Raw genomic sequence first — 23,899 nt, 5'->3', positions numbered from 1 at the left:
AATTCTCTCGACGGTCTCAGTTCACAGCGGACGTCGCTTCGACATGACGCGGCAAAGTCACCCGAATACGGGTGCCGCGTTGGCTTTCGGTGTCAGCCGGGCTGTCGATGGTGATTTGTCCATAATGCTCTTCAACGATGGAATAGACCAGTGCAAGGCCCAGACCGGTGCCTTCACCCGGATCCTTGGTGGTGAAAAAGGGTTCGAATAGTCGGTCCATGATGTTCTGTGGAATGCCGCTGCCTTCGTCTTCCACGATCAGGTCGATCGTGTGCTCGAAAGCCTCGCTCTTGACGCGTACCGCACTGTGGGGCGGTGAGGCGTCACGGGCGTTGGACAACAGGTTGATCAGTACCTGGGCCAGGCGTTGTGAGTCGCCGTCGACCCAATGATCCGGGTCGCACAGGTTGAAGAATTGGACTTCGAAATTGCGCCGGTTCAAGGCCAGCAGCCCGATGGCATCCTGTGCCACCGCGGCCAGGCACACCGCTTCGTCCTGATTCTGATGAGCGCCGGAGTGAGCAAAACTCATCAGCGACTGCACAATGCGTGAAACGCGCTTGGTCTGCTCAAGGATCTGCCCGCTGATCTCGGTGATTTCGCCGTCTTCCTCGCGTTCTTCGCGCAGGTTCTGCGCCAGGCAGGCAATGCCGGTGATCGGGTTGCCGATCTCGTGCGCGACGCCCGCTGCCAGGCGACCAATACTGGCCAGGCGCTCGGAGTGCACCAGTTTGTCTTCGAGCATCTGGGTTTCGGTCAAGTCTTCTACCAGCAATACCAGGCCGCTGTTGCCGGGGGCCAGGGGCTCATCGATGGCGGCTTTGTGCAGGTTGAGCCAGCGGGTCTGGCCGTCGAGGGCCAGGTGCTGTTTATGCAAATGCTCATCCGGCAGGTTGATAAAGCCCTGCAGCAGTTCTTTCCAGGGTTCGGCCAACGTATTCAGGCGCGAGCCCACCACGCGCTGCGCGGCGATGCCGGTCAGTTCTTCCATGGCTTTGTTCCACATCAGGATCTCCTGATCCTTGGCCAGGGAGCAGACGCCCATGGGCAATTCCTGCAGGGTCTGACGGTGGTAACGGCGCAGTGCATCGAGTTCGGCCGCCAGGCCGGTGAGGCGTGAGTGGTAATCCTCCAGGCGGCTCTCGATGAAATGGATGTCTTCGGTGACGTAGTTTTCGCCCCCGGCCTTGTAGGGCAGAAACGTTTCCACCATGTCCTGGGACACACTGGGGCCCATCAGGCCGGACAGGTTGGCCTCGATGCGGTCACGCAGGCGGCGCAGTGCGTAGGGCCGGCGCTCGTCGAAGGGCAGGTACAGATCGCGCAACGCTTGTTCGACTTCTTTTTGCGCGGCTTTGGCACCCAGGGGTTTGGCCAGTTGCGTAGCGAATTCCTGGGGCGAGGCAGCGTGCAATTCGCGGCGTTGCGGGCGGCGCACGTTGTCCACCGCACAGGCTTCGGCGGCGCTGGTTTCCTCGGGGCTGGCGTTAGTGAACAGCGAGATCAGCGTAAACATCAAGACGTTGGCGGCGAGCGAGGCAATTGCGGCCATGTGCCAGCTGGTGTCGTCGAGTACATAGATCATGTTCAGCAAGGGAATGTAGAAGCCCTGCAGGTTGCCGACCAACGGCAGCAGCATGGTCACGACCCACACCAGGATCCCCGCGAGCAGCCCGGCGATGAAGCCGCGCCGGTTGGCCGTCGGCCAGTACAGCACTGACAGCACTCCCGGCAGGAATTGCAAGGTGGCGACAAATGCCACGATGCCCAGGTTGGCCAGGTCTTGCCCGGCGCCGAGCATCAAATAGAAACCGTAGCCGGCCATGATGATGGCGACGATCAGTGCGCGACGCGTCCATTTCAGCCAGCGGTAGATATTGCCTTCCGCCGGCGGCTGGTACAGCGGCAGCACCAGGTGGTTGAGGGCCATGCCCGACAGCGCCAGGGTGGTGACGATGATCAAACCACTGGCCGCCGACAGACCGCCGACATAGGCCAGCAACGCCAGGGCCGGGCTGTTGGCGGCGATGCCGATGCCGAGGGTGAAGTATTCCGGGTTGGTGGTGGCGCCCAGTTTCAGACCGGCCCACAGGATCAGCGGCACCGCCAGGCTCATCAGCAGCAGGAACAGCGGCAGGCCCCAGCTGGCACTGACCAGTGCGCGGGGGTTGAGGTTCTCGGTAAAGGTCATGTGGTACATGTGCGGCATCACAATCGCCGACGCGAAGAACACCAGCAGCAACGTACGCCACGGACCTTCCTGCAAGGGCGTGTGCAGGGCGGCGAGGGCGGTCTGGTTCTGCAGCAGCCACAGCTCCAATTGCTGCGGGCCATCGAACACGCCGTACAGCGCATACAGGCCGACACCGCCGATAGCGATCAGCTTGATCACCGATTCGAAGGCAATCGCAAACACCAGGCCTTCGTGTTTTTCGCGGGTGGCGATGTGACGGGAACCGAAGAAAATCGTGAACAGGGTGATCAGCGCGCAAAAGGCCAGGGCCACGCGATGCTGTACCGGCTCATGGGTGAGGATGCTGATGGAGTCGGCCACTGCCTGGATCTGCAGGGCCAGCAAGGGCAGCACACCGATCAGCATGAACACCGTGGTCAGCGCGCCGGCCCAGGTGCTGCGAAAGCGAAACGCAAACAGGTCGGCCAGGGACGACAGTTGATACGTGCGGGTGATTTTCAATATGGGGTACAGCAGCACCGGCGCCAGCAGGAACGCGCCGGACACGCCGAGGTAGCTGGACAGAAACCCGTAGCCGTACTGATACGCCAGCCCCACCGTGCCGTAGAAGGCCCAGGCACTGGCGTAGACCCCCAGGGACAAGGTGTAGGTCAACGGATGGCGAATGATCGCCCGCGGAATCATTCCGCGCTCACTGATCCAGGCGACGCCGAACAGCGCGGCCAGGTAGGCGGCGCTGATCAGCAACATCTGGGTGAGGCTAAAGCTCATCGGCATCTTTTTGGCTCTGCAGGATGAAAGTCACGACGATCAGGATCAGCCACAGCAGATAGGGGCGATACCAGGCGCCCGTGGCGTCGATCCACCAATCCATGATGGCGGGGGAAAACAGGTAGATCCCGACGACCAGCAGCAGGACCAATCGATAGATGTACATGTTGGCCTCTGAGTAAAAAACTGCCGCGATGGTAACGGATGGCTGGCAAGCTGCAAGCGCCTTCAGCTCAAGTGCGCTTCCGCCAACGTGAGTGTGCGCGGGATGCGCGTGGCATCCCAGTGCTGGATACCCCAATCGAGCAACTCGCGCGCGCTGGCGTAGAGCAGTTCGCTGCCCGGTTGCTGCCCGAGGGCGCGCAGAGCTCTTAACAGCAACGGCGTGGCCTGGTCGGGTGTCAACGGCGGCGAGCGGTAGGACTTGCCCAATTTGTTGCCATCGGGCTGCACGATCAGCGGTACGTGCAAGTAGCGCGGTTGGCGCAGGCCCAGCAGTTCCTGCAGGTACAGCTGGCGCGGTGTGGAGTCGAGCAGGTCGGCACCGCGCACGATGTCGGTCACGCCTTGCCAGGCGTCATCCAGCACCACGGCCAATTGGTAGGCGTAGAGGCCGTCGCGCCGACGAATAACAAAGTCGCCGACCTCGCGACCCAAGTGCTGTCGGAAGTTGCCCTGCACTCGGTCAGTAAAGTGGTATTCCAGCTCGGGAACGCGCAAACGGATGGCCGCGTCGTGCAGGTCATGGCCGGCGTTACGGCACAAGCCGGGGTAGATGCCGTTATAAGGCTCCAGTTGTTTGCGCGAGCAGGTGCAAGCGTAGGCCAGTCCATAGTTGAACAGGTCGTTCAGCACTTTGGCGTAGGCATCATGCCGCTCGCTTTGTCGGACCAGTTCACCGTCCCACTCAAAGCCATAGCTTTCCAGTGCATGAAGAATCGCGGTCTGGGCGCCGGGTTCTTCGCGCGGCGGGTCCAGGTCTTCCATGCGCATCAGCCAGCGGCCATGGTTGGCGCGGGCGTCGAGGTAGGAGGCGAGGGCGGCGACCAGGGAACCAAAATGCAGATGGCCGCTGGGCGTGGGGGCGAAACGCCCGATATAGGTAGAGGCAGTCATGGGCCGGATACTACTGGAAAATCGGCAAACGCCAGAAACAAAAATGGAGCGTTAGCACGCCCCATTCGTTCAGCCCGGCAGGATTATTTGCCGACCTGTTTTTCCTTGATTTCGGCCAAGGTTTTGCAATCTACGCACAGGTCCGCGGTTGGGCGGGCTTCCAGGCGACGAATGCCGATCTCGACGCCGCAGGATTCGCACCAGCCATATTCTTCGTCTTCGATCAGTTGCAGTGTTTTGTCGATCTTCTTGATCAGCTTACGTTCGCGATCACGGGCACGCAGCTCGAGGGCGAATTCCTCTTCCTGGCTGGCACGGTCGGCCGGGTCAGGGAAGTTGGCCGCTTCGTCCTTCATATGGTCAACCGTACGGTCGACTTCCTGCATCAAGTCCTGCTTCCACTTTTGCAGGATCTTGGTGAAGTGCTGGCGCATGGGCTTGCCCATGTACTCCTCACCCTTCGTTTCGACGTAAGGTGTGAAGCCGCTGAGGCTCTGCTGCTGTTGCTTTGCTTGGGTGGACATGAATAGACCGCCTCTCACTCTTCTAATCCATTGCGCAGGATTGCAACGTCACCGACACCTGCCGGCCCTGCGGCTGCAAGCGGGCGAACTTACCAGATAGATTCAGGGTGCGCCACTCCCGGTTGTCGAAGCCCTCCGCCCAGGGGTTGCAAACTGCAGCAGCCCGCTGTGGCTGGGTATGGATCGCCTCGAATGTTGATTTTAGTCGTTTTGCTGGCGCGTGCCGGGTTCATCTCGAACGACCGAGCAGGCAATAGAGCATGTTTTACCGCGAGGGTTCGGTAGAATCCTGATTTTGTCCTCACCGTTAAGGAAGGCTAATGGCCCAGCCCTACAGTGCGCGCAGTCGCGCCATCGAACCTTTTCATGTCATGGCGTTGCTGGCGCGCGCCAACGAGCTGCAGACGGCGGGCCATGATGTGATCCACCTGGAAATCGGCGAGCCGGATTTCACCACGGCCGAGCCGATCATTCGGGCCGGCCAGGCTGCGTTGGCCAACGGCAAAACCCGCTACACCGCCGCCCGTGGCCTGCCGGAACTGCGCGAGGCCATCAGTGGGTTCTATCAGCAACGCTACGGTTTAAGTGTCGATCCCGAGCGGATCCTGATCACGCCCGGTGGCTCGGGTGCGTTGCTGCTGGCCAGCAGTTTGCTGGTGGACCCCGGCAAGCATTGGCTGCTGGCAGACCCGGGTTATCCGTGTAACCGGCATTTTCTGCGGTTGGTGGAAGGCGCGGCGCAACTGGTACCGGTGGGCCCGGACGTGCGCTATCAACTGACGGCGGACCTGGTGGCCAAGCACTGGGACCAGGACAGCGTGGGCGCCCTCGTGGCATCGCCGGCTAACCCGACCGGCACGATCCTGACCCGTGACGAACTGGCCGGGCTATCGAGTGCGATCAAGGCGCGCGATGGCCATTTGGTGGTGGACGAGATCTACCACGGCCTCACTTACGGCACCGACGCCGCCAGTGTGCTGGAGGTCGATGATGACGCCTTTGTCCTGAATAGTTTTTCGAAGTATTTCGGCATGACCGGTTGGCGCTTGGGGTGGCTGGTGGCGCCATCCGCTGCGGTGGGTGAACTGGAGAAGTTGGCGCAAAACCTCTACATCAGTGCGCCAAGCATGGCTCAGCATGCCGCGCTGGCGTGTTTTACCCCGCAGACGCTGAGTATCCTGGAAGAGCGCCGCGCCGAATTCGGGCGCCGTCGCGATTTCCTGCTGCCGGCATTGCGCGAGTTGGGCTTCGGTATTGCCGTCGAGCCCGAAGGCGCCTTCTATTTGTACGCTGATATCAGCGCATTCGGCGGCGATGCCTTCGCATTCTGCCGTCATTTCCTGGAAACCGAGCACGTCGCATTTACGCCCGGCCTGGATTTTGGTCGTTATCAGGCCAGCCACCACGTACGGTTTGCCTACACGCAGAACACCGAGCGCCTGCAGGAAGCAGTGCAACGCATCGCCCGTGGTCTGCGGAGTTGGCAAGGCTGATGCGTTTTTATCCTCCCCTCGAAGAAGGCCGCTTGATTCGTCGTTACAAGCGCTTTCTTACCGATATCGAAACCGTTACCGGCGAGTTACTCACGATTCACTGCCCGAACACCGGCTCGATGCTCAATTGCATGGTCGAAGGCGGGCAGGTCTGGTTCAGCCGCTCCGATGATCCCAAGCGCAAGCTGCCCGGCACCTGGGAAATCGCTGAAACGCCTCAGGGCCGCCTGGCTTGCGTGAACACGGCGCGCGCCAATCAGTTGGTGGAGGAGGCGTTGCGCGCCGGGGTCATCATCGAGCTGGATGGTTTTACCGCTCTGAAGCGCGAAGTCCCGTATGGTCAGGAGAAAAGCCGTATCGACTTCCGTTTGGACTATCCCCACGGCGCGGCCTACGTGGAAGTCAAAAGCGTCACCTTGGGGTTTGATGATTCCAGAGTGGCGGCTTTTCCCGACGCGGTGACGCAGCGCGGGGCCAAGCATCTGCGGGAGTTGGCGCACCTGGCGCGGGATGGCGTGCGGGCCGTGCAATTGTATTGCGTCAATCTGTCGGGGATCGACGCAGTGCGCCCGGCCGTGGAAATCGATGCGGCCTACAGTGCGGCATTACGCGAGGCCAAGGCCGCCGGGGTGGAAGTGCTGGCGTATGGCGTGCGCGTCACGGCGCAGGAGATTTGCGTGGAGCGCCGCCTGGACGTGTTGCTCGACTAGGCATCCACCCAAAGGCCATGGGCGTCTTCGCGGCCGGGCACGGCGACCAGGCTTCTACCGGCGCACGGCCCGGCGATGCATTCACCGGTTTCGATCAGAAACAACGCGCCGTGGGTGGCACACCGTATCAAGCTGGCGCTGTCGTCGAGAAACTGGTCCGGCTGCCACTCCAGCGCGACACCGCGATGGGGGCAGCGGTTGATATAGAAGTAAGCGATGCCATCGCGGCGCACGGCCAATAACGTGCAACCGTCGATATTGAAACCGAGGCTGGTGTTGGGCGCGAGCGCGGCGGAGGAGCAGAGAAACTTCATTTCAATCCTTAAGTGCCTTGACGTTCAAATGCAAACAATTATCAAATGCCGGCTTCGCCCGTTGGCTGACGGGGTGCTACGTTCGATGCCAGTCGGAACCCGTCTGTCACCTCGGACAAGCCTCAAAAGCCCTGCCCCTGGAAGGAAACCCTGTTATGCGCCTGAGTGCCAGCGCTATTGCGCTTGTTGTCGGACTGCTGGTCAACCACGGGGCGCTGGCCTCTGAACTGCCGCAACGCTGGGTGAGTGCCGGTGGCGCGTTGTCGGAGTGGGTGGTGGCGTTGGGCGGCGAGCCGAAACTGGTCGGTGTGGACACTACCAGCCAGCATCCCGCAACGCTCAAGGCATTGCCAAGCATCGGTTACCAGCGGCAATTGTCCGCCGAGGGAGTTCTGAGCCTGCGCCCGCACGTGCTTGTAGGTACAGAGGAAATGGGGCCGCCGGCGGCGCTGGCACAGATGCGTAATGCAGGTGTGCAGGTGGAGCTGTTCTCGGCGCAGCCGGATTTGCAGACGTTGAAGAGCAACCTCGGTCACTTGGGTCAGTTGCTCGGCAACGAAGCCCAGGCTGACGCGGTGTTCAGTGAGTACGAACACGCGCTGGTTCGGCACGAAGCCCTCGTTGCGACGATGCAGGCCACTCACAAGGCGCCGGGCGTGTTGTTGCTGGTCGGCAATGCCGGTGGCAAGCCGCTTGTGGCCGGTCGGGGCACGGTCGCGGATTGGGTGTTGCGGCACGCGGGTGGGCGGAATCTGGCGACGCACACCGGTTACAAACCGTTTTCTGCGGAATCGCTGGCGGGGTTGAGCCCGGATGTCCTGGTGTTCGCGGATCGCGCGCTCGGCGGTGATGCGGCGCGTGCCGCGTTGTTCAAGGAAAACCCGATTCTGGCGGCCACACCGGCGGCCAAGCGTGGGCGAGTGCTTGAGCTGGACCCGACCCTGCTGGTCGGCGGGCTGGGGCCGCGTCTGCCGCAGAGCCTGCAAGCCTTGTCGGCGGTGTTTTATCCAGACTCGACTGAATCCGCCCGATGAGCACTCTGGTAAAACCGCGCACCTTGTTTATCGGCTTGACGCTGCTGTGCGGCTTGGCGATCTGGCTGTCTTTGGCATTGGGGCCGGTGAGCCTGCCGTTGTGGGACACCCTGCGTGCGGCTTTGCGCTTGCTGGGCGTGCCGCTCGATGCCCAGGGGCTTGAGCAGGCTGAGCTGATTCTGGGGCAGATTCGTCTGCCGCGCACTCTGCTGGGCCTGGCGGTCGGAGGAGTGTTGGCGCTGTCGGGCGTGGCGATGCAAGGGCTGTTTCGCAACCCGTTGGCGGACCCCGGATTGGTCGGGGTGTCCAGCGGGGCGGCCCTGGGAGCGGCGGTCGCCATAGTCGGTGCTACGTTGCTGGGCGGTTTGCCGGAAGTGTTCGGCCCTTACCTGTTGTCGCTGTGTGCGTTTCTGGGTGGGCTGGGGGTGACTGCGCTGGTTTATCGCCTGGGGCGACGCAATGGTCAGACCCATGTAGCGACCATGCTGCTGGCGGGTATTGCTCTGACTGCGCTCGCCGGTTCGGCCGTCGGATTGTTCACCTACCTGGCGGATGACGCGACGTTGCGTACGCTCACGTTCTGGAACCTGGGCAGCCTGAACGGCGCCAGTTATTCGCGGCTGTGGCCATTGCTGCTGGTGAGTGCCGGCGTGGCGCTATGGTTGCCGCGCCGGGCGAAGGCGTTGAATGCGCTGCTGCTTGGCGAATCCGAAGCGGGTCATTTGGGCATTGATGTTGAACGTCTCAAACGCGAGTTGGTGTTCTGCACTGCCTTGGGGGTGGGCGCGGCGGTGGCTGCGGCGGGCATGATTGGCTTTGTCGGGTTGGTGGTGCCGCACCTGGTTCGGCTGTTGGCCGGGCCCGATCATCGGGTGCTGTTACCTGCTTCGGTGTTGGCGGGCGCAAGCCTATTACTGTTTGCCGACCTGGTCGCACGGCTGGCCTTGGCACCTGCTGAGTTGCCGATTGGAATTGTGACTGCGTTTATCGGTGCGCCGTTTTTTCTCTACTTGCTGTTACGAGGACGCGCCTGATGTTGCGGGTTGAAGCCTTGCAGATCCGCCGTGATCGCAAAACCGTACTGGAGGGCGTCACCCTCGACCTGCTGCCGGGTGAAGTGCTTGGCGTACTGGGTCCCAATGGTGCTGGTAAAAGCACATTGCTGGGGGCGTTGTCGGGTGAATTGCAGGCGGATCAGGGCGCAGTGTGGCTGGATCAGAAAGCACTGGGCGCATGGAGTGGGGCGCAGCGTGCGCAACGCCTGGCGGTGTTGCCGCAGGTGTCCACGCTGGACTTCGCTTTCGGTGTCCAGGACGTGGTCGGCATGGGGCGCCTGCCTCATCAGACGGGCAAGGCGCGTGACGACGAGATTATCAAGGCGGCGTTGCAAGCCGCCGATATCGGGCATTTAAGCGCGCGCAGTTACCTCGCCTTGTCCGGCGGTGAGCGTCAGCGTGTGCACCTGGCGCGCGTATTGGCGCAGGTATGGCCAGGTGAAGCGGGGCAGACCCTGCTGCTGGATGAGCCCACATCGATGCTCGACCCTTTGCACCAACACACCATTTTGCAAGCGGTCCGCTCCTTTGCTGATCAAGGGGCGGCGGTGCTGGTGATCCTGCATGATCTGAACCTGGCCGCACGTTACTGCGACAGGATTCTACTGCTGGCGCAAGGGCGCCCTCATGCACTGGGCACGCCGGTGCAGGTGCTGCAGCCTGAGGCCCTTAAAGCGGTGTTTGGGCTTGAAGTGCTGGTTCAGCCGCATCCGGAACGCGGGCATCCGTTGATCATCGCGCGCTGATACGGGTTTGGCAGGCAAAAAAAGACCCGGCAAGAGCCGGGTCAAATAACCGTGATTAGCCTGATGAGGAGATAATCTGAGCGCCCGAACCAAGGGCCTTTCAGTTATCGGCTGATCTCGCGACCAGTTGTGATAATCATAACGATTCTCATTTGAGAGTCAACCGTTGTTTCGGCTCGCATCAGAGCTTTTCTCAAACGCTCGTTCGAAACATGGGGGTTGGAGGGTGAAAGGTTCAGCTTTTCTGTCGTGCCGCAATTGCATCTACCTGGCGATTCAGTGCTTCCTTGCGCTCGGCAGGTATGTCATTCCAGTGCACATCCAGCAATGCCCCTTCAATCGCATATAACAGCACTTTAGACGCCCGAAATCCGCGGGTCCTGACGGCTCTGTACGCGTCGACCGCGCCCAGGCGACGCAAGTCGGATGCACTGTGGATGCCCACCGCATGCAACCACTGTGCTGAAGTCTTGCCGAGGTTTTTCAGGTGTTGCAGCTCATCGTTCATCAAGCCTCCTTGCGACGGCCGAATGGTTCGGTGGGTATCGTGACCAGGCAAGCCTGAAAAGGAGTGTAGCGCTCAGTAGGAAAAGTGCAGTTCTTTGCTCCGAAGCGGCTTAAACGCTTATAAGAATGGAGTGGTAGCCATGACTGACGCAGCCGCAAGCTCCCGGTTACGCGCTTGCATGACCGGGGCTTAGGTCGTTGGGTTCACTTGGTGCGGTAGCGCAGGCGGGTGCCGAAATTGACCGACATGAGGATTTCATCCGCGGTCAGCTCAGGCGGAAAGTAGGCGCCTGAAATCTGCGCATGCGCCAGGCTGGCGCCTTCCAGCGAGCAACCGCGCAAATCCACGCCGCGCAAATCGGCGGAGCGGAAATACGCGTCGGTGAAATCCACGCCATTGGCGTTCAGCTCGCGCAGGTCCAGCCCACGGAAGTCGCCGCCCCGCATATCGACAATGCCCTCTGTCGGGCGCTCGTGGTTGAAGCCGCGGATATCATCTTTATGCAGGAGCGAGTAGAGCGGAGTATCGAGAAGCTTGGGCTGACTCATGAAGGCGACTCCTGTTGGAATTATGACGCCATTATAGTGCCACTATTTGCAGGTCGCGCGCCTCAAGCAGCGACACGACCAAGAAATATTTCTTACAAGCCTGGCAGACGTTGGCGAATGTGCGCGACCAACGCATCCAATGTCCCGCTCTGATTGGTCTCTACGCGCTTGCTCTGCAACAGTTCTTCGGCCGTCAGCGGATCGCGGTTGGCCTGTTGTTCCTCAATAACGGCGAGGGTCGCGTCGGAAGGGTCGTTTTGTTCCGCCTGACGTTGTGCCAGCCAGCTGGCGATTACCGCGGGTGGCGCATTGCAATCCAGAATCAGAAAAGGCGCACCGGTGGCTTCGGCGACTTTGGCGGCGGCATCGCGCTGTTCGCGTTTGAGGAATGTGGCATCCAGCACCACGGGGAAACCGGCGCGCAGCACGATGGTGGCGATTTCATTCAGGCGTGCGTAGGTCTTGATGCTGGCATCGGCGGCATAGATACCGGCCTGGGGCGTGTTTTCTATCTGCTGTTGGCCGAACAGGCGCTTGCGCTCCACGTCCGAACGCAGGCGTACGGCGCCCAAGGCTTCCACCAGGCGCATGGCAACGTGGCTCTTTCCAACCGCCGACACACCGTGGGTGATCGCCAGAAAGCGCGATGGAATGGTGCTGTAGCTTTCCGCCAGATTGGCGTAGTTGCGGTACTGGCGCAGGGTGGTGGCGCGTTGCACCGGGCTGGCCTCGCTCGGCATGCTGAACAGCGCAACTTTGGCGCGGACCAGGGCGCGGTAGGCTTTGTAGAAGTTCAGCAACTCAAGGCCCTGATAGTCACCGGTCAGCTCCAGGTATTGGCTGATGAAGCGGCGCGCCAGGGACTTGAGCCCGCGATCTTCCAGGTCCATGGCCAGGAAGCCGGTGTCGGCGTAAACGTCGGTGAAGCGAAAGGGCTCGTTGAATTCGATGCAGTCAAAAATGACCACCTGACCATCGATCAGCGTGGCGTTGCCGAGGTGGATATCACCATGGCATTCGCGGGTGAAGCCATCGAGCTTGCGTTGCGCGAGCAGTGGCTTGAGGCGCTCGAAGCTGCTTTCGGCCCAGGCTTGCAGGGCGTCGAGTTGAATCAGGTCGGCCTTGTCGCTGAGGAAAGGCCGAATTTGTTCGAAGTTCTGTCGCACCGGCGCCATCACCTCTTCCGGGGTGCCGGCGGGGTGAGCTTGCGGTACGTGTGGGGCGGTGAGATGAAAGTGCGCGATCTGCCGGGCCATCTCATCGATGTGCGCACTGGTCAGTTCGCCATTGGCCTGCAAGGTGCTCAGCAGCTGGCTTTGCGGAAACTGGCGCATTTTCAGCGCGTATTCGATCACCGGGCCATCACCGCCCAATTGCGGCGATTCGGTGGTGCCGGTAATCGGCAGTACGTCCAGATATAAATCTGTTGTCAGGCGTTGGTTGAGGCGCAGTTCCTCTTTGCAAAAGTGCCCGCGATCGTCCAGGGCGGTGAAGTCCAGGAATCCGAAGTTCATCGGCTTCTTCAGTTTATAGGCATAAGGGCCGGTCAAAATGACCCAGGAGATATGGGTTTCGATGACTTGGAACGCTTCTACCGGATGCGGGTACAACGCCGGGTTTTGCAGGGCTGCGATCAGGGACTGGCTCACGGGCGATCCTTCAGAGTCTGGGGGAAATCATGGTGGGCATTATGGCCGCTGTGGGCGGTCGTGCAAACCGCTGTCCGGCTCATGTTGATCATCGATAAAGTGCGTATAATCCGCCGCCATGACTCGAACCCGATCTCCCCGTTCCCGTAAAAAAACACCCTCCCGCAGCCTGCGCCCCTGGTTGGGCTGGGCGCTCAAGCTCGGCCTTGTCGGTCTTGTCGTGCTCGCCGGCTTTGCGGTGTATCTCGACGCCGTGGTACAGGAGAAATTCTCCGGTAAACGGTGGACCATTCCGGCCAAGGTCTACGCACGCCCGCTGGAGTTGTTCACCGGCCAGAAGCTGAGCAAGGACGACTTCCTCACCGAGCTCGACGCGCTCGGTTATCGTCGTGAACCCGTCAGCAATGGCCCCGGTGCCGCCGCCGTCAGCGGTAACACCGTCGATTTGAACACCCGTGGTTTCCAGTTCTATGAAGGTCTGGAAAAACCTCAGCCGGTACGTGTGCGCTTCTCCGGCGACTATGTAGCCGAACTGTCGTCGCTCAACGGCTCGAAGCTGCCGGTGGTTCGCCTGGAACCGCTGATGATCGGCGGCATTTACCCCAAGAATCTCGAAGATCGCATCCTGATCAAGCTGGACCAGGTGCCGCCGTACCTGCTCGAAACGCTGGTTGCGGTGGAGGATCGCGATTTTTACAGTCACTGGGGCGTCTCGCCCAAGTCGATTGCCCGCGCCATCTGGGTAAATACCTCCGGCGGCAAAATGACCCAGGGCGGCAGTACGCTTACCCAGCAATTGGTCAAGAACTTCTACCTGACCAACGAGCGCAGCCTGACCCGCAAGCTCACTGAAGCCATGATGGCGATGCTGCTTGAGCTGCACTACAGCAAGCAGGAAATTCTCGAGGCTTACCTTAATGAAGTCTTCGTCGGTCAGGACGGCCAGCGCGCGGTGCATGGTTTTGGCCTGGCCAGTCAGTTCTTTTTCGGTCAGCCGCTGTCCGAATTGAAGCTGCATCAGGTCGCACTGCTGGTCGGCATGGTCAAGGGCCCGTCCTATTACAACCCGCGTCGCAACCCGGAGCGCGCGCTGGAACGCCGTAACCTGGTGCTGGACGTGCTGGAGCAGCAGGGTGTCGCAACCGCCGAGCAGGTTGCCGCAGCCAAGAAAATGCCGCTGGGCGTGACCTCGCGTGGCAAGTTGGCGGACAGCTCCTTCCCCGGCTTTATCGACCTGGTCAAACGCCAGTTGCGTGAAGACTACCGCGACGAAGACTTGACCGAGGAAGGCCTGCGGATCTTCACCAGCTTCGATCCGATCCTGCAGATGAAGGCCGAAGCATCGGTCAACGACACCTTCAAGCGCCTGACCGGCCGCAAGGGTTCCGATGAAGTGGAAGCGGCAATGGTCGTGACCAATCCTGAGACGGGTGAAGTGCAGGCCATGATCGGCAGTCGTCAGGCCAGCTTCGCCGGATTCAATCGGGCCTTGGATGCTGTGCGTCCGATTGGCTCGCTGGTCAAGCCGGCGGTGTATTTGACGGCGTTGGAAAAACCGAACAAGTACACGCTCACCAGCTGGCTCTCGGACGATCCGCTGTCGGTCAAGGGCGCCGATGGCCAGGTCTGGACCCCCCAGAACTTTGATCGCCGTTCCCATGGCACGGTATTTCTGTACCAGGGGTTGGCGCACTCCTACAACATCTCCACGTCTCGGCTTGGCTTGGAAGTCGGGGTGCCGAGCGTGCTCAAGACGCTGGCGCGCCTGGGCATCGAGCGGGAATTCCCGGCGTTCCCATCGATCCTGCTGGGCGCCGGCGCCATGACGCCAATGGAAGTTGCAACCATGTACCAGACCCTGGCCAACGGTGGCTTCAACACGCCGATGCGCGGTATTCGCAGCGTATTGACGGCCGAGGGTGAACCGCTCAAGCGCTATCCGTTCCAGATTCAGCAGCGTTTCGACGCGGGTTCCATCTACCTGATCCAGAACGCTATGCAGCGCGTGATGCGCGAAGGTACTGGCAGTTCGGTCTATAAAGTGCTGCCTTCGAATCTGACGTTGGCGGGCAAGACGGGTACCAGTAACGATTCGCGCGACAGCTGGTTCGCAGGTTTTGGACAGGATGTGCTGGCTGTCGTGTGGTTGGGCCGTGACGATAATGGCAAGACGCCGTTCACCGGTGCCACGGGGGCGTTGCAGGTCTGGACCAGTTTCATGCGCAAGGCCGACCCGCTTCCGTTGAACATGCCGCAGCCGGACAACATTGTGCAGGCCTGGATTGATCCACACACCGGCCAGGGCTCCGATGCGAACTGTCCGGGGGCGGTGCAGATGCCGTATATTCGCGGCAGCGAACCACCACCCGGTGCCGCGTGCGGTGGCGGTGCCCCTGCTGACGCGGAATCGGTGATGGACTGGGTCAAGGGCTGGATGAATTAAGCAAAGAGGGTTTCAAGTGAACAAGTGGTGGATTCCAGCTATTACAGCGCTGGCTTTGCTCAGCGGTTGCTCCAGCGTGCAGCGCGGTTCCATTCCCGTGGTGGACTCGAGCACAGCCGTTTCCAATAGCGACCGTATCTCGGCCAATGGCGGCTTCCGCCAGACCGTGACCAAGCGTCCTGTGCAGGCCGCGGCCCAAGCGGTGCCGCAGGATTCGGGCGTGGTAGTGATGGTTCCCGGCGGCGGTGCTGCCACAGCGGCGCCGATCAGCGCTGAGCCGTGGACGCCAGGGCCAAGCACTTCCGGGCCGATCGATGCCACGCCGATTCAGACGGCGCCAGTCAATCAGGGCACCTATAACATGCCATCGTCGCCGAGCGGCATTCCGTCGTCTTCCAATGCGGGTGGCCTGTCGGCTGATGAGCAGTTGGACGGGCCGGTGCTGGCCTTGCTGACTACCGCGCAACAGCAGCAGGCAGGCGGCGATTTGAATGGCGCATCGTCCAGCCTTGAACGTGCGCAACGTGTTGCGCCGCGTGAGCCTCAGGTTCTGTATCGCTTGGCGCAGGTGCGCATGGCCCAGGGCGACGCGCCGCAGGCTGAACAGTTCGCGCGTCGCGGTCTCAGCCTGGCCAATGGTCGGCCTGACCTGCAAGCCAGCCTATGGGCTTTGATCGGTGATGCGCGCGCGGCGCAGGGTGATGCCGCCGGTGCGGCCCAGGCTCGGCAGAAAGCCAAGGTCAACCTCTGATGGATGGGCGTTTTCATGCGATTGCCGAACAGTTATTGCTGATCGAGCGGGAATTGCGTGTGCAGGGCTGGTGGGACGAGACGCCTCCCAGCCCTGAGGCGCTCAGGAGTGTCGAGCCGTTTTCGGTGGACACGCTGGACTTTCATCAATGGCTGCAGTGGGTTTTCCTGGCGCGCATGAAGCACATCCTTGAGCAGGATCTGCCTCTGCCCGGCGCATCGGGAATTCTGGAAATGGCCGAGATGGTCTACGCCGACCGGCCTGTGGAAAGCCTCGGGCTGCGCAATGCGCTGAAAAAGTTCGATCAATTGATCGTCGGCGCTCGTTAATTGCCTGACTGCCGGCTTTTTCGGCAGTCTTGCGCATATTTCTACCGCTTGACGACATTCAGGCGAGTTTTATCCCTCCTCACAGCCCTTTCTTATGCGTTCTCATGCGCTTAGTTGGAAAAAAGCGCAATTATTGCTTGACTTGAACGGCCTGAAACAGAAGAATCCAAAGTCCGCTGTATCGGGACTGCCAGAAGCAGGCCCGCTCAGCAGATCATGAGGCGCACATCCGCGCCGACCTGTTACACCCGCAACGCGTTACCTCGCGCTGGGTGGGAAAAGCCCGCAACACTTGGGACGATCCCAATACTTGCTCAGTCAGTGCTGACGTAGTCGGCGACCACCGTCGCTCATGCTCTGTTGAGAAGTAAACCTATTAAGACCCGTCGGTTTTCAACGGACGGTATTCTGGCGTTTTAGAGGTGAACAACGTGGAGCTTTTATCTGGTGGTGAGATGCTCGTCCGCTTTTTGCGTGACGAAGGCGTCGACTATATCTACGGGTACCCAGGTGGTGCTCTTCTGCATGTTTACGACGCGCTGTTCAAGGAACCGGCTGTTACCCACATCCTGGTTCGCCACGAACAAGCCGCGACCCATATGGCTGACGGCTATGCCCGTGCCACCGGTAAAGCCGGTGTGGTGCTGGTAACGTCAGGCCCAGGCGCAACCAATGCCATTACCGGCATCGCGACTGCTTATATGGACTCCATCCCAATGGTGATCATTTCCGGCCAGGTTGCCAGCACCATGGTCGGTACCGACGCATTCCAGGAAACCGATATGATCGGTATCTCCCGGCCGATCGTGAAACACAGCTTCATGATCAAGCATGCCTCGGAAATTCCGGAAGTCATGAAAAAGGCGTTCTACCTCGCGCAGTCCGGTCGTCCGGGCCCTGTGGTGGTCGATATTCCGAAAGACATGACCAACCCGGCGGAGAAATTCGAATACATTTTTCCGAAGAAAGCCAAATTGCGCTCCTACAGCCCGGCCGTCCGTGGGCACTCGGGTCAAATTCGCAAGGCAGCGGAAATGCTCCTGGCGGCCAAGCGTCCCGTGCTGTACTCGGGGGGTGGCGTGATCCTGGGCGGTGGCTCCGCGCCGCTGACCGAACTGGCCAAGCTGCTCAACCTGCCGGTAACCAATACCTTGATGGGCCTCGGTGCATTCCCGGGTTCGGATCGTCAGTTCGTCGGCATGCTCGGTATGCACGGCAGCTACACCGCCAACCTGACCATGCACCACGCGGATGTCATTCTGGCGGTTGGCGCGCGGTTCGACGACCGTGTGATCAATGGCGCGAGCAAGTTTTGCCCGAATGCCAAGATCATCCACATCGACATTGACCCTGCATCCATCTCCAAGACCATCAAGGCCGATGTGCCGATCGTGGGGCCGGTGGAAAGCGTATTGACTGAAATGGTGGCAGCGCTCAAGGACATCGGTGAAGCGCCGAATAAGGAGTTTGTCGCCAGTTGGTGGAAGCAGATCGACGAATGGCGCGGTGATCGCGGCCTGTTCCCGTACGACAAGGGCGACGGCAGCATCATCAAGCCCCAAACCGTGATCGAAACCCTCTGCGAAGTGACCAAGGGCGACGCCTTTGTGACCTCCGACGTGGGGCAGCACCAGATGTTCGCTGCGCAGTACTACAAGTTCGACAAGCCGAACCGCTGGATCAACTCCGGTGGCCTGGGCACGATGGGCTTTGGTTTCCCAGCGGCCATGGGGGTGAAGCTGAGCTTCCCGGAGGCGGACGTTGCGTGCGTCACCGGCGAAGGCAGCATCCAGATGAACATCCAGGAGCTGTCGACGTGCCTGCAGTACGGCCTTCCCGTGAAGATCGTCTGCTTGAACAACGGCGTGCTGGGCATGGTTCGTCAGTGGCAGGACATGAGCTACGGTAGCCGTCACTCCCACTCCTACATGGAATCGTTGCCGGACTTCGTCAAGTTGGTTGAAGCCTATGGCCACGTCGGCATTCGCATCACCGATCTGAAAGATCTGAAGCCTAAGATGGAAGAGGCGTTCGCCATGAAGGATCGCCTGGTGTTCATCGATATTCAGGTGGATACCAGCGAGCACGTCTACCCGATGCAGATCAAAGACGGCTCTATGCGCGACATGTGGCTGAACAAGACGGAGCGTACTTAATCATGCGGCATATTATCTCCCTGCTTCTGGAGAACGAACCCGGCGCCCTGTCGCGTGTTGTCGGCCTGTTTTCACAACGTAACTACAACATCGAAAGCCTGACCGTGGCCCCAACCGAAGATCCGACCCTGTCGCGTCTGACGTTGACCACCGTCGGCCACGATGAGGTGATCGAGCAGATCACCAAAAACCTCAACAAGCTGATCGAAGTGGTCAAGTTGGTCGACCTGTCGGAAAGCGCCCATATCGAGCGCGAGCTGATGCTGGTTAAAGTCAAGGCCACGGGCGCCCAGCGTGCCGAGATCAAGCGCACTACCGATATTTATCGCGGGCAGATCGTCGATGTGAGCGCCAGTGTTTATACCGTTCAACTGACCGGTACGAGCGACAAGCTGGACAGCTTCATCCAGTCGATCGGGACGGCCTCGATTTTGGAAACCGTCCGCAGTGGTGTCACCGGGATTGCCCGTGGCGACAAAGTACTCAGCATCTAAACCAAATTAGCGAATGGCCTTACGGCCTGGATATATAGAGGAACCTCATGAAAGTTTATTACGATAAAGATTGTGACCTGTCGATCATCCAGGGCAAGAAAGTCGCCATCATCGGCTACGGCTCCCAAGGTCACGCGCAAGCCTGCAACCTGAAAGACTCCGGCGTTGACGTGACTGTCGGCCTGCGCAAAGGCTCGGCCACCGTGGCCAAGGCTGAAGCCCACGGCCTGAAAGTGACGGACGTCGCTTCCGCCGTTGCTGCTGCCGACCTGGTCATGATCCTGACCCCGGACGAGTTCCAGTCTTCGCTGTACAAGAACGAAATCGAGCCGAACATCAAAAAAGGCGCCACCCTGGCGTTCTCCCACGGCTTCGCGATCCACTACAACCAGGTTGTGCCGCGCGCCGACCTCGACGTAATCATGATCGCGCCGAAAGCACCGGGCCATACCGTGCGTTCCGAGTTCGTCAAAGGCGGTGGTATCCCTGACTTGATCGCGATCTACCAGGACGCGTCGGGCAACGCCAAGAACGTTGCGCTGTCCTACGCCGCCGGCGTGGGTGGCGGTCGTACCGGCATCATCGAAACCACCTTCAAGGACGAGACCGAAACCGACCTGTTCGGCGAGCAAGCCGTTCTGTGCGGCGGTACCGTTGAGCTGGTTAAAGCCGGTTTCGAAACCCTGGTTGAAGCTGGCTACGCGCCGGAAATGGCCTACTTCGAATGCCTGCACGAACTGAAGCTGATCGTTGACCTCATGTACGAAGGCGGTATCGCCAACATGAACTACTCGATCTCCAACAACGCCGAATACGGCGAGTACGTGACTGGCCCGGAAGTCATCAACGCCGAGTCCCGTCAGGCCATGCGTAACGCCCTGAAACGCATTCAGGACGGCGAATACGCCAAAATGTTCATCAGCGAAGGCGCTACCGGCTACCCTTCGATGACCGCGAAGCGTCGTAACAATGCTGCTCACGGTATCGAAGTCATCGGCGAGCAACTGCGCTCGATGATGCCGTGGATCGGTGCCAACAAGATCGTCGACAAAGCCAAGAACTAAGTCGTACGCATCAGCGAAAAACGCGGCTTAGGCCGCGTTTTTTCGTTTGGGTCGCCGGTTCTGGTATAAAGCTGCATCGTTTGCTGGCGAACACTCGCCGCACGTCTTTGTTGAATTTTTCAAACTGTTGCAAGGTAAAGTCCATGAGCGAACGTCCCGAAGAGCCAAGCCAGGCTTCTGACGCCGAAAGCCTGCTGCCGATCGATGAACATGTCGAAGAAGGGCATGACGCGGAAGGTCGCAAGGTCCGGCATCGTGGCATCTATCTTCTGCCCAACCTGTTTACGACTGCGAACCTGTTTGCTGGGTTCTACTCCATCATCAACTCCATGAGCGCGCAAAGCGCGTTGGCGGCGGGTGATGCCGTAAGCGCCAGCAAATATTTCGGCTTTGCCGCCATCGCGATTTTCGTGGCCATGGTGCTCGACGGCCTGGATGGTCGTGTGGCGCGAATGACGAATACGCAAAGCGCTTTCGGGGCCGAATACGACTCGCTGTCGGATATGGTCGCGTTTGGTGTTGCCCCGGCCTTGCTGGCATTTGCCTGGGCGTTGGGTGATATGGGCAAGGTCGGCTGGATGGTCGCCTTCATTTATGTCGCGGGTGCCGCGCTGCGTCTGGCGCGCTTCAATACTCAAGTGGGCACCGCCGACAAGCGTTATTTCATTGGATTGGCCAGCCCTGCCGCTGCGGGTGTGGTAGCGGGCATCGTCTGGGCGTTCAGTGACTACGGCATCCAGGGGTCGAAAATGTCGTTCCTGGTGGCACTGATGGTTGCCGCTGCTGGGATGCTGATGGTGAGTAACATCAAGTACAACAGCTTCAAGGAGCTGGATCTCAAGGGGCGGGTGCCTTTCGTGGCGATTCTTGTGGTGGTGTTGGTGTTCGCTGTGGTGTTCAGCGACCCGCCGCGTATTCTGCTGCTGGCGTTCCTGGCTTATGCAGCGTCGGGGCCGATTCAATATCTGCTGCGTCTGCGTCGGGACAAAACGCTGCCTTAATGTAATTTCGCCCATACTCCGCAGTCTATTGGTGCATCAGTTCTCCAACGCTGCGGAGTTGCCATGTTAATTAAATCGCCTAAAGCGTCCGATTGCCACGAATCGGATGTCACCCCCGAGTCCTTCTACCTCTCTCGCCGCAGCTTGCTCGGTGGTGCGCTTGCCAGCATTGCCACCAGCAGCTTGCCACGCTGGGCGAGCGCGGATGAAGCTGCCCGTTATGCCGACGTCGAGCCGGGCAGGGCGCCTGGCTGGTTTGCCGAGAAGCTGCCTGCTACAAAGTGGCAAGCGATAACGGTCAAGGATGAGGCCATCACGCCATTCAAAGACGCAACGCACTACAACAACTTCTACGAGTTCGGTACCGACAAGGGGGATCCGGCGAAAAACGCCGGTTCGCTCAAGACTGAGCCCTGGAGTGTTGTGATTGATGGTGAGGTTGCAAAGCCTGGGCGTTATGCCCTGGAAGATTTCATTAAGCCTTATCAATTGGAAGAGCGCATCTACCGGCTGCGGTGTGTCGAAGCGTGGTCGATGGTTATTCCATGGATAGGGTTTCCGATTGCAGCCCTGCTCAAGCAGGTCGAGCCGACTTCCAAGGCCAAGTACATCCGTTTCGAAACCCTGCAGGATCCTAAGAGCATGCCGGGTCAACGTTCCAGCTTCGCCTTGATTGATTGGCCATATGTAGAAGGTTTGCGTCTGGACGAGGCAATGAACCCTTTGGCGATTCTTGCCGTGGGCATGTATGGGCGGGAGCTGCCTAACCAGAATGGCGCACCCTTGCGTCTTGTTGTGCCTTGGAAGTATGGCTTCAAGAGTGTGAAGTCAATTGTCCGCATCAGTCTTGTCAGTGAGCAACCGAAAACCACCTGGCAAAGCATCGCTGCGGATGAGTATGGGTTTTATGCGAATGTGAATCCTACGGTCGATCATCCTCGTTGGACACAGGCCCGTGAGCGTCGGCTGCCGAGCGGCCTATTCAGTCCCAATGTGCGTGAAACGCAAATGTTCAATGGGTACTCGCAAGAGGTGGCGTCTCTTTATACGGGCCTCGATCTGCGGAAGAACTATTGATGCGTCAACTTATCTGGCGTGTTGCCGTCTTTATAGCCGTGGCGATATGGCCGTTGTATTGGCTATACCAGGCATGGAGTTCTGCACTTGGCCCCGATCCGGGCAAGGTGTTGGTTGATCGGTTGGGTCTGGGGACCTTGATCCTGCTACTGATCACTCTGGCAATGACCCCGATGCAGAAGCTCACTGGATGGTCGGGATGGATAGCGGTGCGCCGGCAGTTGGGGTTGTGGTGCTTTGCTTATGTGGTGCTGCACTTGGCGGCCTATGGTGTCTTTGTTCTGGGGCTGGATTGGTCGCAACTGGGAGTGGAGCTGCGCAAGCGCCCGTACATTATTGTCGGAGCGTTGGGTTTCCTGGGTTTGTCAGCGTTGGCAGTGACATCGAATCGCTATAGTCAGCGCCGGCTGGGTAAGCGTTGGAAGAAGCTGCATCGTCTTGTGTACGTAATTCTTGGGCTTGGCTTGTTGCATATGCTGTGGATCGTGAGGGCGGATCTTAAAGAATGGGCCGTCTACGCCTCTCTAGGTGCGGCGCTTCTGGTCTTGCGAATTCCCCCGGTTATGCGGCGTATCCCGCGGGTTATCGCGAAAAAATCATCTTTCGCGACAAAAGCATAATTAACGCTTGACGGCAGATTCCAGAAGTCTATAATTCGCCCCACTTCCGGCGCAGTCGAAACGGAAAACTCTTGGTAAACAAAGAGTTACGCAGAATTCGACAGCGGATCGCTTCAGTTCATCGAAGCTCAGAAGGAGTTGGTAGAGCAAGGTTGTTTGGCTCTATTAACGTTTCGATCTTCTCGGTCGAAAGCGGAGAAAAAGAGGTGTTGACAGCAGCGTGTAACGCTGTAGAATTCGCCTCCCGCTAACGAGAGATCGGAAGCGCAAGTGGTTGAAGTTGTTGAAGAAATCTTCGAAAACTTCTGAAAATAATCACTTGACAGCAAATGAGGCTGCTGTAGAATGCGCGCCTCGGTTGAGACGAAAGATCTTAACCAACCGCTCTTTAACAACTGAATCAAGCAATTCGTGTGGGTGCTTGTGGAGTCAGACTGATAGTCAACAAGATTATCAGCATCACAAGTTACTCCGCGAGAAATCAAAGATGTAACCAACGATTGCTGAGCCAAGTTTAGGGTTTCTTAAAAACCCAAAGATGTTTGAACTGAAGAGTTTGATCATGGCTCAGATTGAACGCTGGCGGCAGGCCTAACACATGCAAGTCGAGCGGTAGAGAGAAGCTTGCTTCTCTTGAGAGCGGCGGACGGGTGAGTAATGCCTAGGAATCTGCCTGGTAGTGGGGGATAACGTTCGGAAACGGACGCTAATACCGCATACGTCCTACGGGAGAAAGCAGGGGACCTTCGGGCCTTGCGCTATCAGATGAGCCTAGGTCGGATTAGCTAGTTGGTGGGGTAATGGCTCACCAAGGCGACGATCCGTAACTGGTCTGAGAGGATGATCAGTCACACTGGAACTGAGACACGGTCCAGACTCCTACGGGAGGCAGCAGTGGGGAATATTGGACAATGGGCGAAAGCCTGATCCAGCCATGCCGCGTGTGTGAAGAAGGTCTTCGGATTGTAAAGCACTTTAAGTTGGGAGGAAGGGCCATTACCTAATACGTGATGGTTTTGACGTTACCGACAGAATAAGCACCGGCTAACTCTGTGCCAGCAGCCGCGGTAATACAGAGGGTGCAAGCGTTAATCGGAATTACTGGGCGTAAAGCGCGCGTAGGTGGTTTGTTAAGTTGGATGTGAAATCCCCGGGCTCAACCTGGGAACTGCATTCAAAACTGACTGACTAGAGTATGGTAGAGGGTGGTGGAATTTCCTGTGTAGCGGTGAAATGCGTAGATATAGGAAGGAACACCAGTGGCGAAGGCGACCACCTGGACTGATACTGACACTGAGGTGC

General features: G+C 59.3%; 22 protein-coding genes and 1 rRNA gene (1 of these 23 only partly in view). 15 read left to right on the top strand and 8 right to left on the bottom strand.

What is annotated here, in order from left to right; genetic code table 11:
• Positions 1-16: 16 nt before the first annotated feature.
• The 4 genes from PSH94_RS21555 to dksA all read right to left on the bottom strand — a co-directional run bounded on the left by PSH94_RS21555 (position 17) and on the right by dksA (position 4,605).
• On the bottom strand, positions 17-2,971 hold the full coding sequence (locus PSH94_RS21555; RefSeq protein ID WP_181080000.1) for a sensor histidine kinase: 2,955 nt from the start codon (positions 2,969-2,971) through the stop codon (positions 17-19).
• Entirely contained in the window at positions 2,955-3,131 is a 177-nt protein-coding gene (locus PSH94_RS21550; RefSeq protein WP_003176118.1) for a hypothetical protein, read from the bottom strand. Before PSH94_RS21550 ends, PSH94_RS21555 begins: the two co-directional genes overlap by 17 nt.
• Positions 3,132-3,193: 62 nt before the next feature.
• Entirely contained in the window at positions 3,194-4,081 is an 888-nt protein-coding gene (gene gluQRS, locus PSH94_RS21545; RefSeq protein WP_305435733.1) for a tRNA glutamyl-Q(34) synthetase GluQRS, read from the bottom strand.
• An 83-nt stretch (positions 4,082-4,164) separates the two neighbouring features.
• Positions 4,165-4,605 carry an RNA polymerase-binding protein DksA gene (gene dksA, locus PSH94_RS21540; protein WP_034100675.1) on the bottom strand — a complete coding sequence of 147 codons (441 nt, stop codon included), beginning with the start codon at positions 4,603-4,605 and terminating at the stop codon, positions 4,165-4,167.
• A 320-nt stretch (positions 4,606-4,925) separates the two neighbouring features.
• Here dksA and PSH94_RS21535 point away from each other — a divergent pair, with 320 nt between their 5' ends.
• Positions 4,926-6,098 (top strand): pyridoxal phosphate-dependent aminotransferase, encoded by a 1,173-nt coding sequence (locus PSH94_RS21535; protein ID WP_305435732.1) that lies wholly within the window; start codon positions 4,926-4,928, stop codon positions 6,096-6,098.
• A complete protein-coding gene (sfsA, locus tag PSH94_RS21530; RefSeq protein ID WP_305435730.1) occupies positions 6,098-6,808 on the top strand; it encodes a DNA/RNA nuclease SfsA in 711 nt (236 codons plus the stop codon). The genes PSH94_RS21535 and sfsA overlap by 1 nt, the downstream gene beginning before the upstream one ends.
• Here sfsA and PSH94_RS21525 read toward each other — a convergent pair.
• Positions 6,805-7,122, bottom strand: coding sequence for a Rieske 2Fe-2S domain-containing protein (locus PSH94_RS21525; RefSeq protein ID WP_181079996.1), 318 nt, complete (start codon positions 7,120-7,122; stop codon positions 6,805-6,807). The genes sfsA and PSH94_RS21525 overlap by 4 nt on opposite strands.
• Positions 7,123-7,277: 155 nt before the next feature.
• Here PSH94_RS21525 and PSH94_RS21520 point away from each other — a divergent pair, with 155 nt between their 5' ends.
• The 3 genes from PSH94_RS21520 to PSH94_RS21510 are packed head-to-tail and all read left to right on the top strand — an operon-like array spanning position 7,278 to position 9,957.
• Positions 7,278-8,156: a hemin ABC transporter substrate-binding protein gene (locus tag PSH94_RS21520; RefSeq protein WP_305435728.1), complete on the top strand. Its 879-nt coding sequence runs from the start codon at positions 7,278-7,280 to the stop codon at positions 8,154-8,156.
• A complete protein-coding gene (locus tag PSH94_RS21515; RefSeq protein ID WP_253509385.1) occupies positions 8,153-9,190 on the top strand; it encodes an iron ABC transporter permease in 1,038 nt (345 codons plus the stop codon). Before PSH94_RS21520 ends, PSH94_RS21515 begins: the two co-directional genes overlap by 4 nt.
• Positions 9,190-9,957, top strand: a complete 768-nt coding sequence (locus PSH94_RS21510; RefSeq protein ID WP_305435727.1) for a heme ABC transporter ATP-binding protein — start codon at positions 9,190-9,192, stop codon at positions 9,955-9,957. The genes PSH94_RS21515 and PSH94_RS21510 overlap by 1 nt, the downstream gene beginning before the upstream one ends.
• A gap of 235 nt (positions 9,958-10,192) precedes the next feature.
• On the opposite strand, the gene PSH94_RS21505 is transcribed toward PSH94_RS21510, so the two are convergent.
• From PSH94_RS21505 to PSH94_RS21495, 3 genes are all read right to left on the bottom strand, one after another.
• Positions 10,193-10,465, bottom strand: coding sequence for a TfoX/Sxy family protein (locus tag PSH94_RS21505; RefSeq protein WP_181079993.1), 273 nt, complete (start codon positions 10,463-10,465; stop codon positions 10,193-10,195).
• 203 nt (positions 10,466-10,668) lie between these two features.
• Entirely contained in the window at positions 10,669-11,013 is a 345-nt protein-coding gene (locus tag PSH94_RS21500; protein WP_253509381.1) for a pentapeptide repeat-containing protein, read from the bottom strand.
• Positions 11,014-11,105: 92 nt separating this feature from the next.
• Positions 11,106-12,662 carry a bifunctional aminoglycoside phosphotransferase/ATP-binding protein gene (locus PSH94_RS21495; protein WP_305435726.1) on the bottom strand — a complete coding sequence of 519 codons (1,557 nt, stop codon included), beginning with the start codon at positions 12,660-12,662 and terminating at the stop codon, positions 11,106-11,108.
• 118 nt (positions 12,663-12,780) lie between these two features.
• On the opposite strand from PSH94_RS21495, the gene mrcB reads away from it, so the two are divergent.
• The 10 genes from mrcB to PSH94_RS21445 all read left to right on the top strand — a co-directional run.
• Positions 12,781-15,105 (top strand): penicillin-binding protein 1B, encoded by a 2,325-nt coding sequence (mrcB, locus tag PSH94_RS21490; RefSeq protein WP_181079990.1) that lies wholly within the window; start codon positions 12,781-12,783, stop codon positions 15,103-15,105.
• 16 nt (positions 15,106-15,121) lie between these two features.
• On the top strand, positions 15,122-15,856 hold the full coding sequence (locus tag PSH94_RS21485; protein ID WP_253509377.1) for a tetratricopeptide repeat protein: 735 nt from the start codon (positions 15,122-15,124) through the stop codon (positions 15,854-15,856).
• On the top strand, positions 15,856-16,185 hold the full coding sequence (locus tag PSH94_RS21480; RefSeq protein ID WP_181079988.1) for a YqcC family protein: 330 nt from the start codon (positions 15,856-15,858) through the stop codon (positions 16,183-16,185). The genes PSH94_RS21485 and PSH94_RS21480 overlap by 1 nt, the downstream gene beginning before the upstream one ends.
• A 431-nt stretch (positions 16,186-16,616) precedes the next feature.
• The gene (locus PSH94_RS21475) at positions 16,617-18,341 is read left to right on the top strand and encodes an acetolactate synthase 3 large subunit (protein WP_266246786.1); all 1,725 of its coding nucleotides are present in this window, start codon (positions 16,617-16,619) and stop codon (positions 18,339-18,341) included.
• A 2-nt stretch (positions 18,342-18,343) separates the two neighbouring features.
• Entirely contained in the window at positions 18,344-18,835 is a 492-nt protein-coding gene (gene ilvN / locus PSH94_RS21470; RefSeq protein ID WP_003176102.1) for an acetolactate synthase small subunit, read from the top strand.
• A 47-nt stretch (positions 18,836-18,882) separates the two neighbouring features.
• Positions 18,883-19,899 (top strand): ketol-acid reductoisomerase, encoded by a 1,017-nt coding sequence (ilvC, locus tag PSH94_RS21465; protein ID WP_003194132.1) that lies wholly within the window; start codon positions 18,883-18,885, stop codon positions 19,897-19,899.
• A 143-nt stretch (positions 19,900-20,042) separates the two neighbouring features.
• Positions 20,043-20,900 (top strand): CDP-diacylglycerol--serine O-phosphatidyltransferase, encoded by an 858-nt coding sequence (pssA, locus tag PSH94_RS21460; RefSeq protein ID WP_181079986.1) that lies wholly within the window; start codon positions 20,043-20,045, stop codon positions 20,898-20,900.
• Between the two features lie 63 nt (positions 20,901-20,963).
• Positions 20,964-21,977 (top strand): protein-methionine-sulfoxide reductase catalytic subunit MsrP, encoded by a 1,014-nt coding sequence (msrP, locus tag PSH94_RS21455; RefSeq protein WP_181079985.1) that lies wholly within the window; start codon positions 20,964-20,966, stop codon positions 21,975-21,977.
• On the top strand, positions 21,977-22,597 hold the full coding sequence (gene msrQ / locus PSH94_RS21450) for a protein-methionine-sulfoxide reductase heme-binding subunit MsrQ (RefSeq protein WP_181079984.1): 621 nt from the start codon (positions 21,977-21,979) through the stop codon (positions 22,595-22,597). The genes msrP and msrQ overlap by 1 nt, the downstream gene beginning before the upstream one ends.
• 544 nt (positions 22,598-23,141) lie before the next feature.
• Positions 23,142-23,899: ribosomal RNA gene (locus PSH94_RS21445) — 16S ribosomal RNA — on the top strand (it continues 779 nt past the right edge of the window).

This window comes from Pseudomonas sp. FP2254, assembly GCF_030687695.1.
GTDB lineage: Bacteria > Pseudomonadota > Gammaproteobacteria > Pseudomonadales > Pseudomonadaceae > Aquipseudomonas > Aquipseudomonas quebecensis.
Note: the sequence above shows the minus strand (reverse complement) of the source record. Positions and strands in the feature narration are given on the sequence as shown.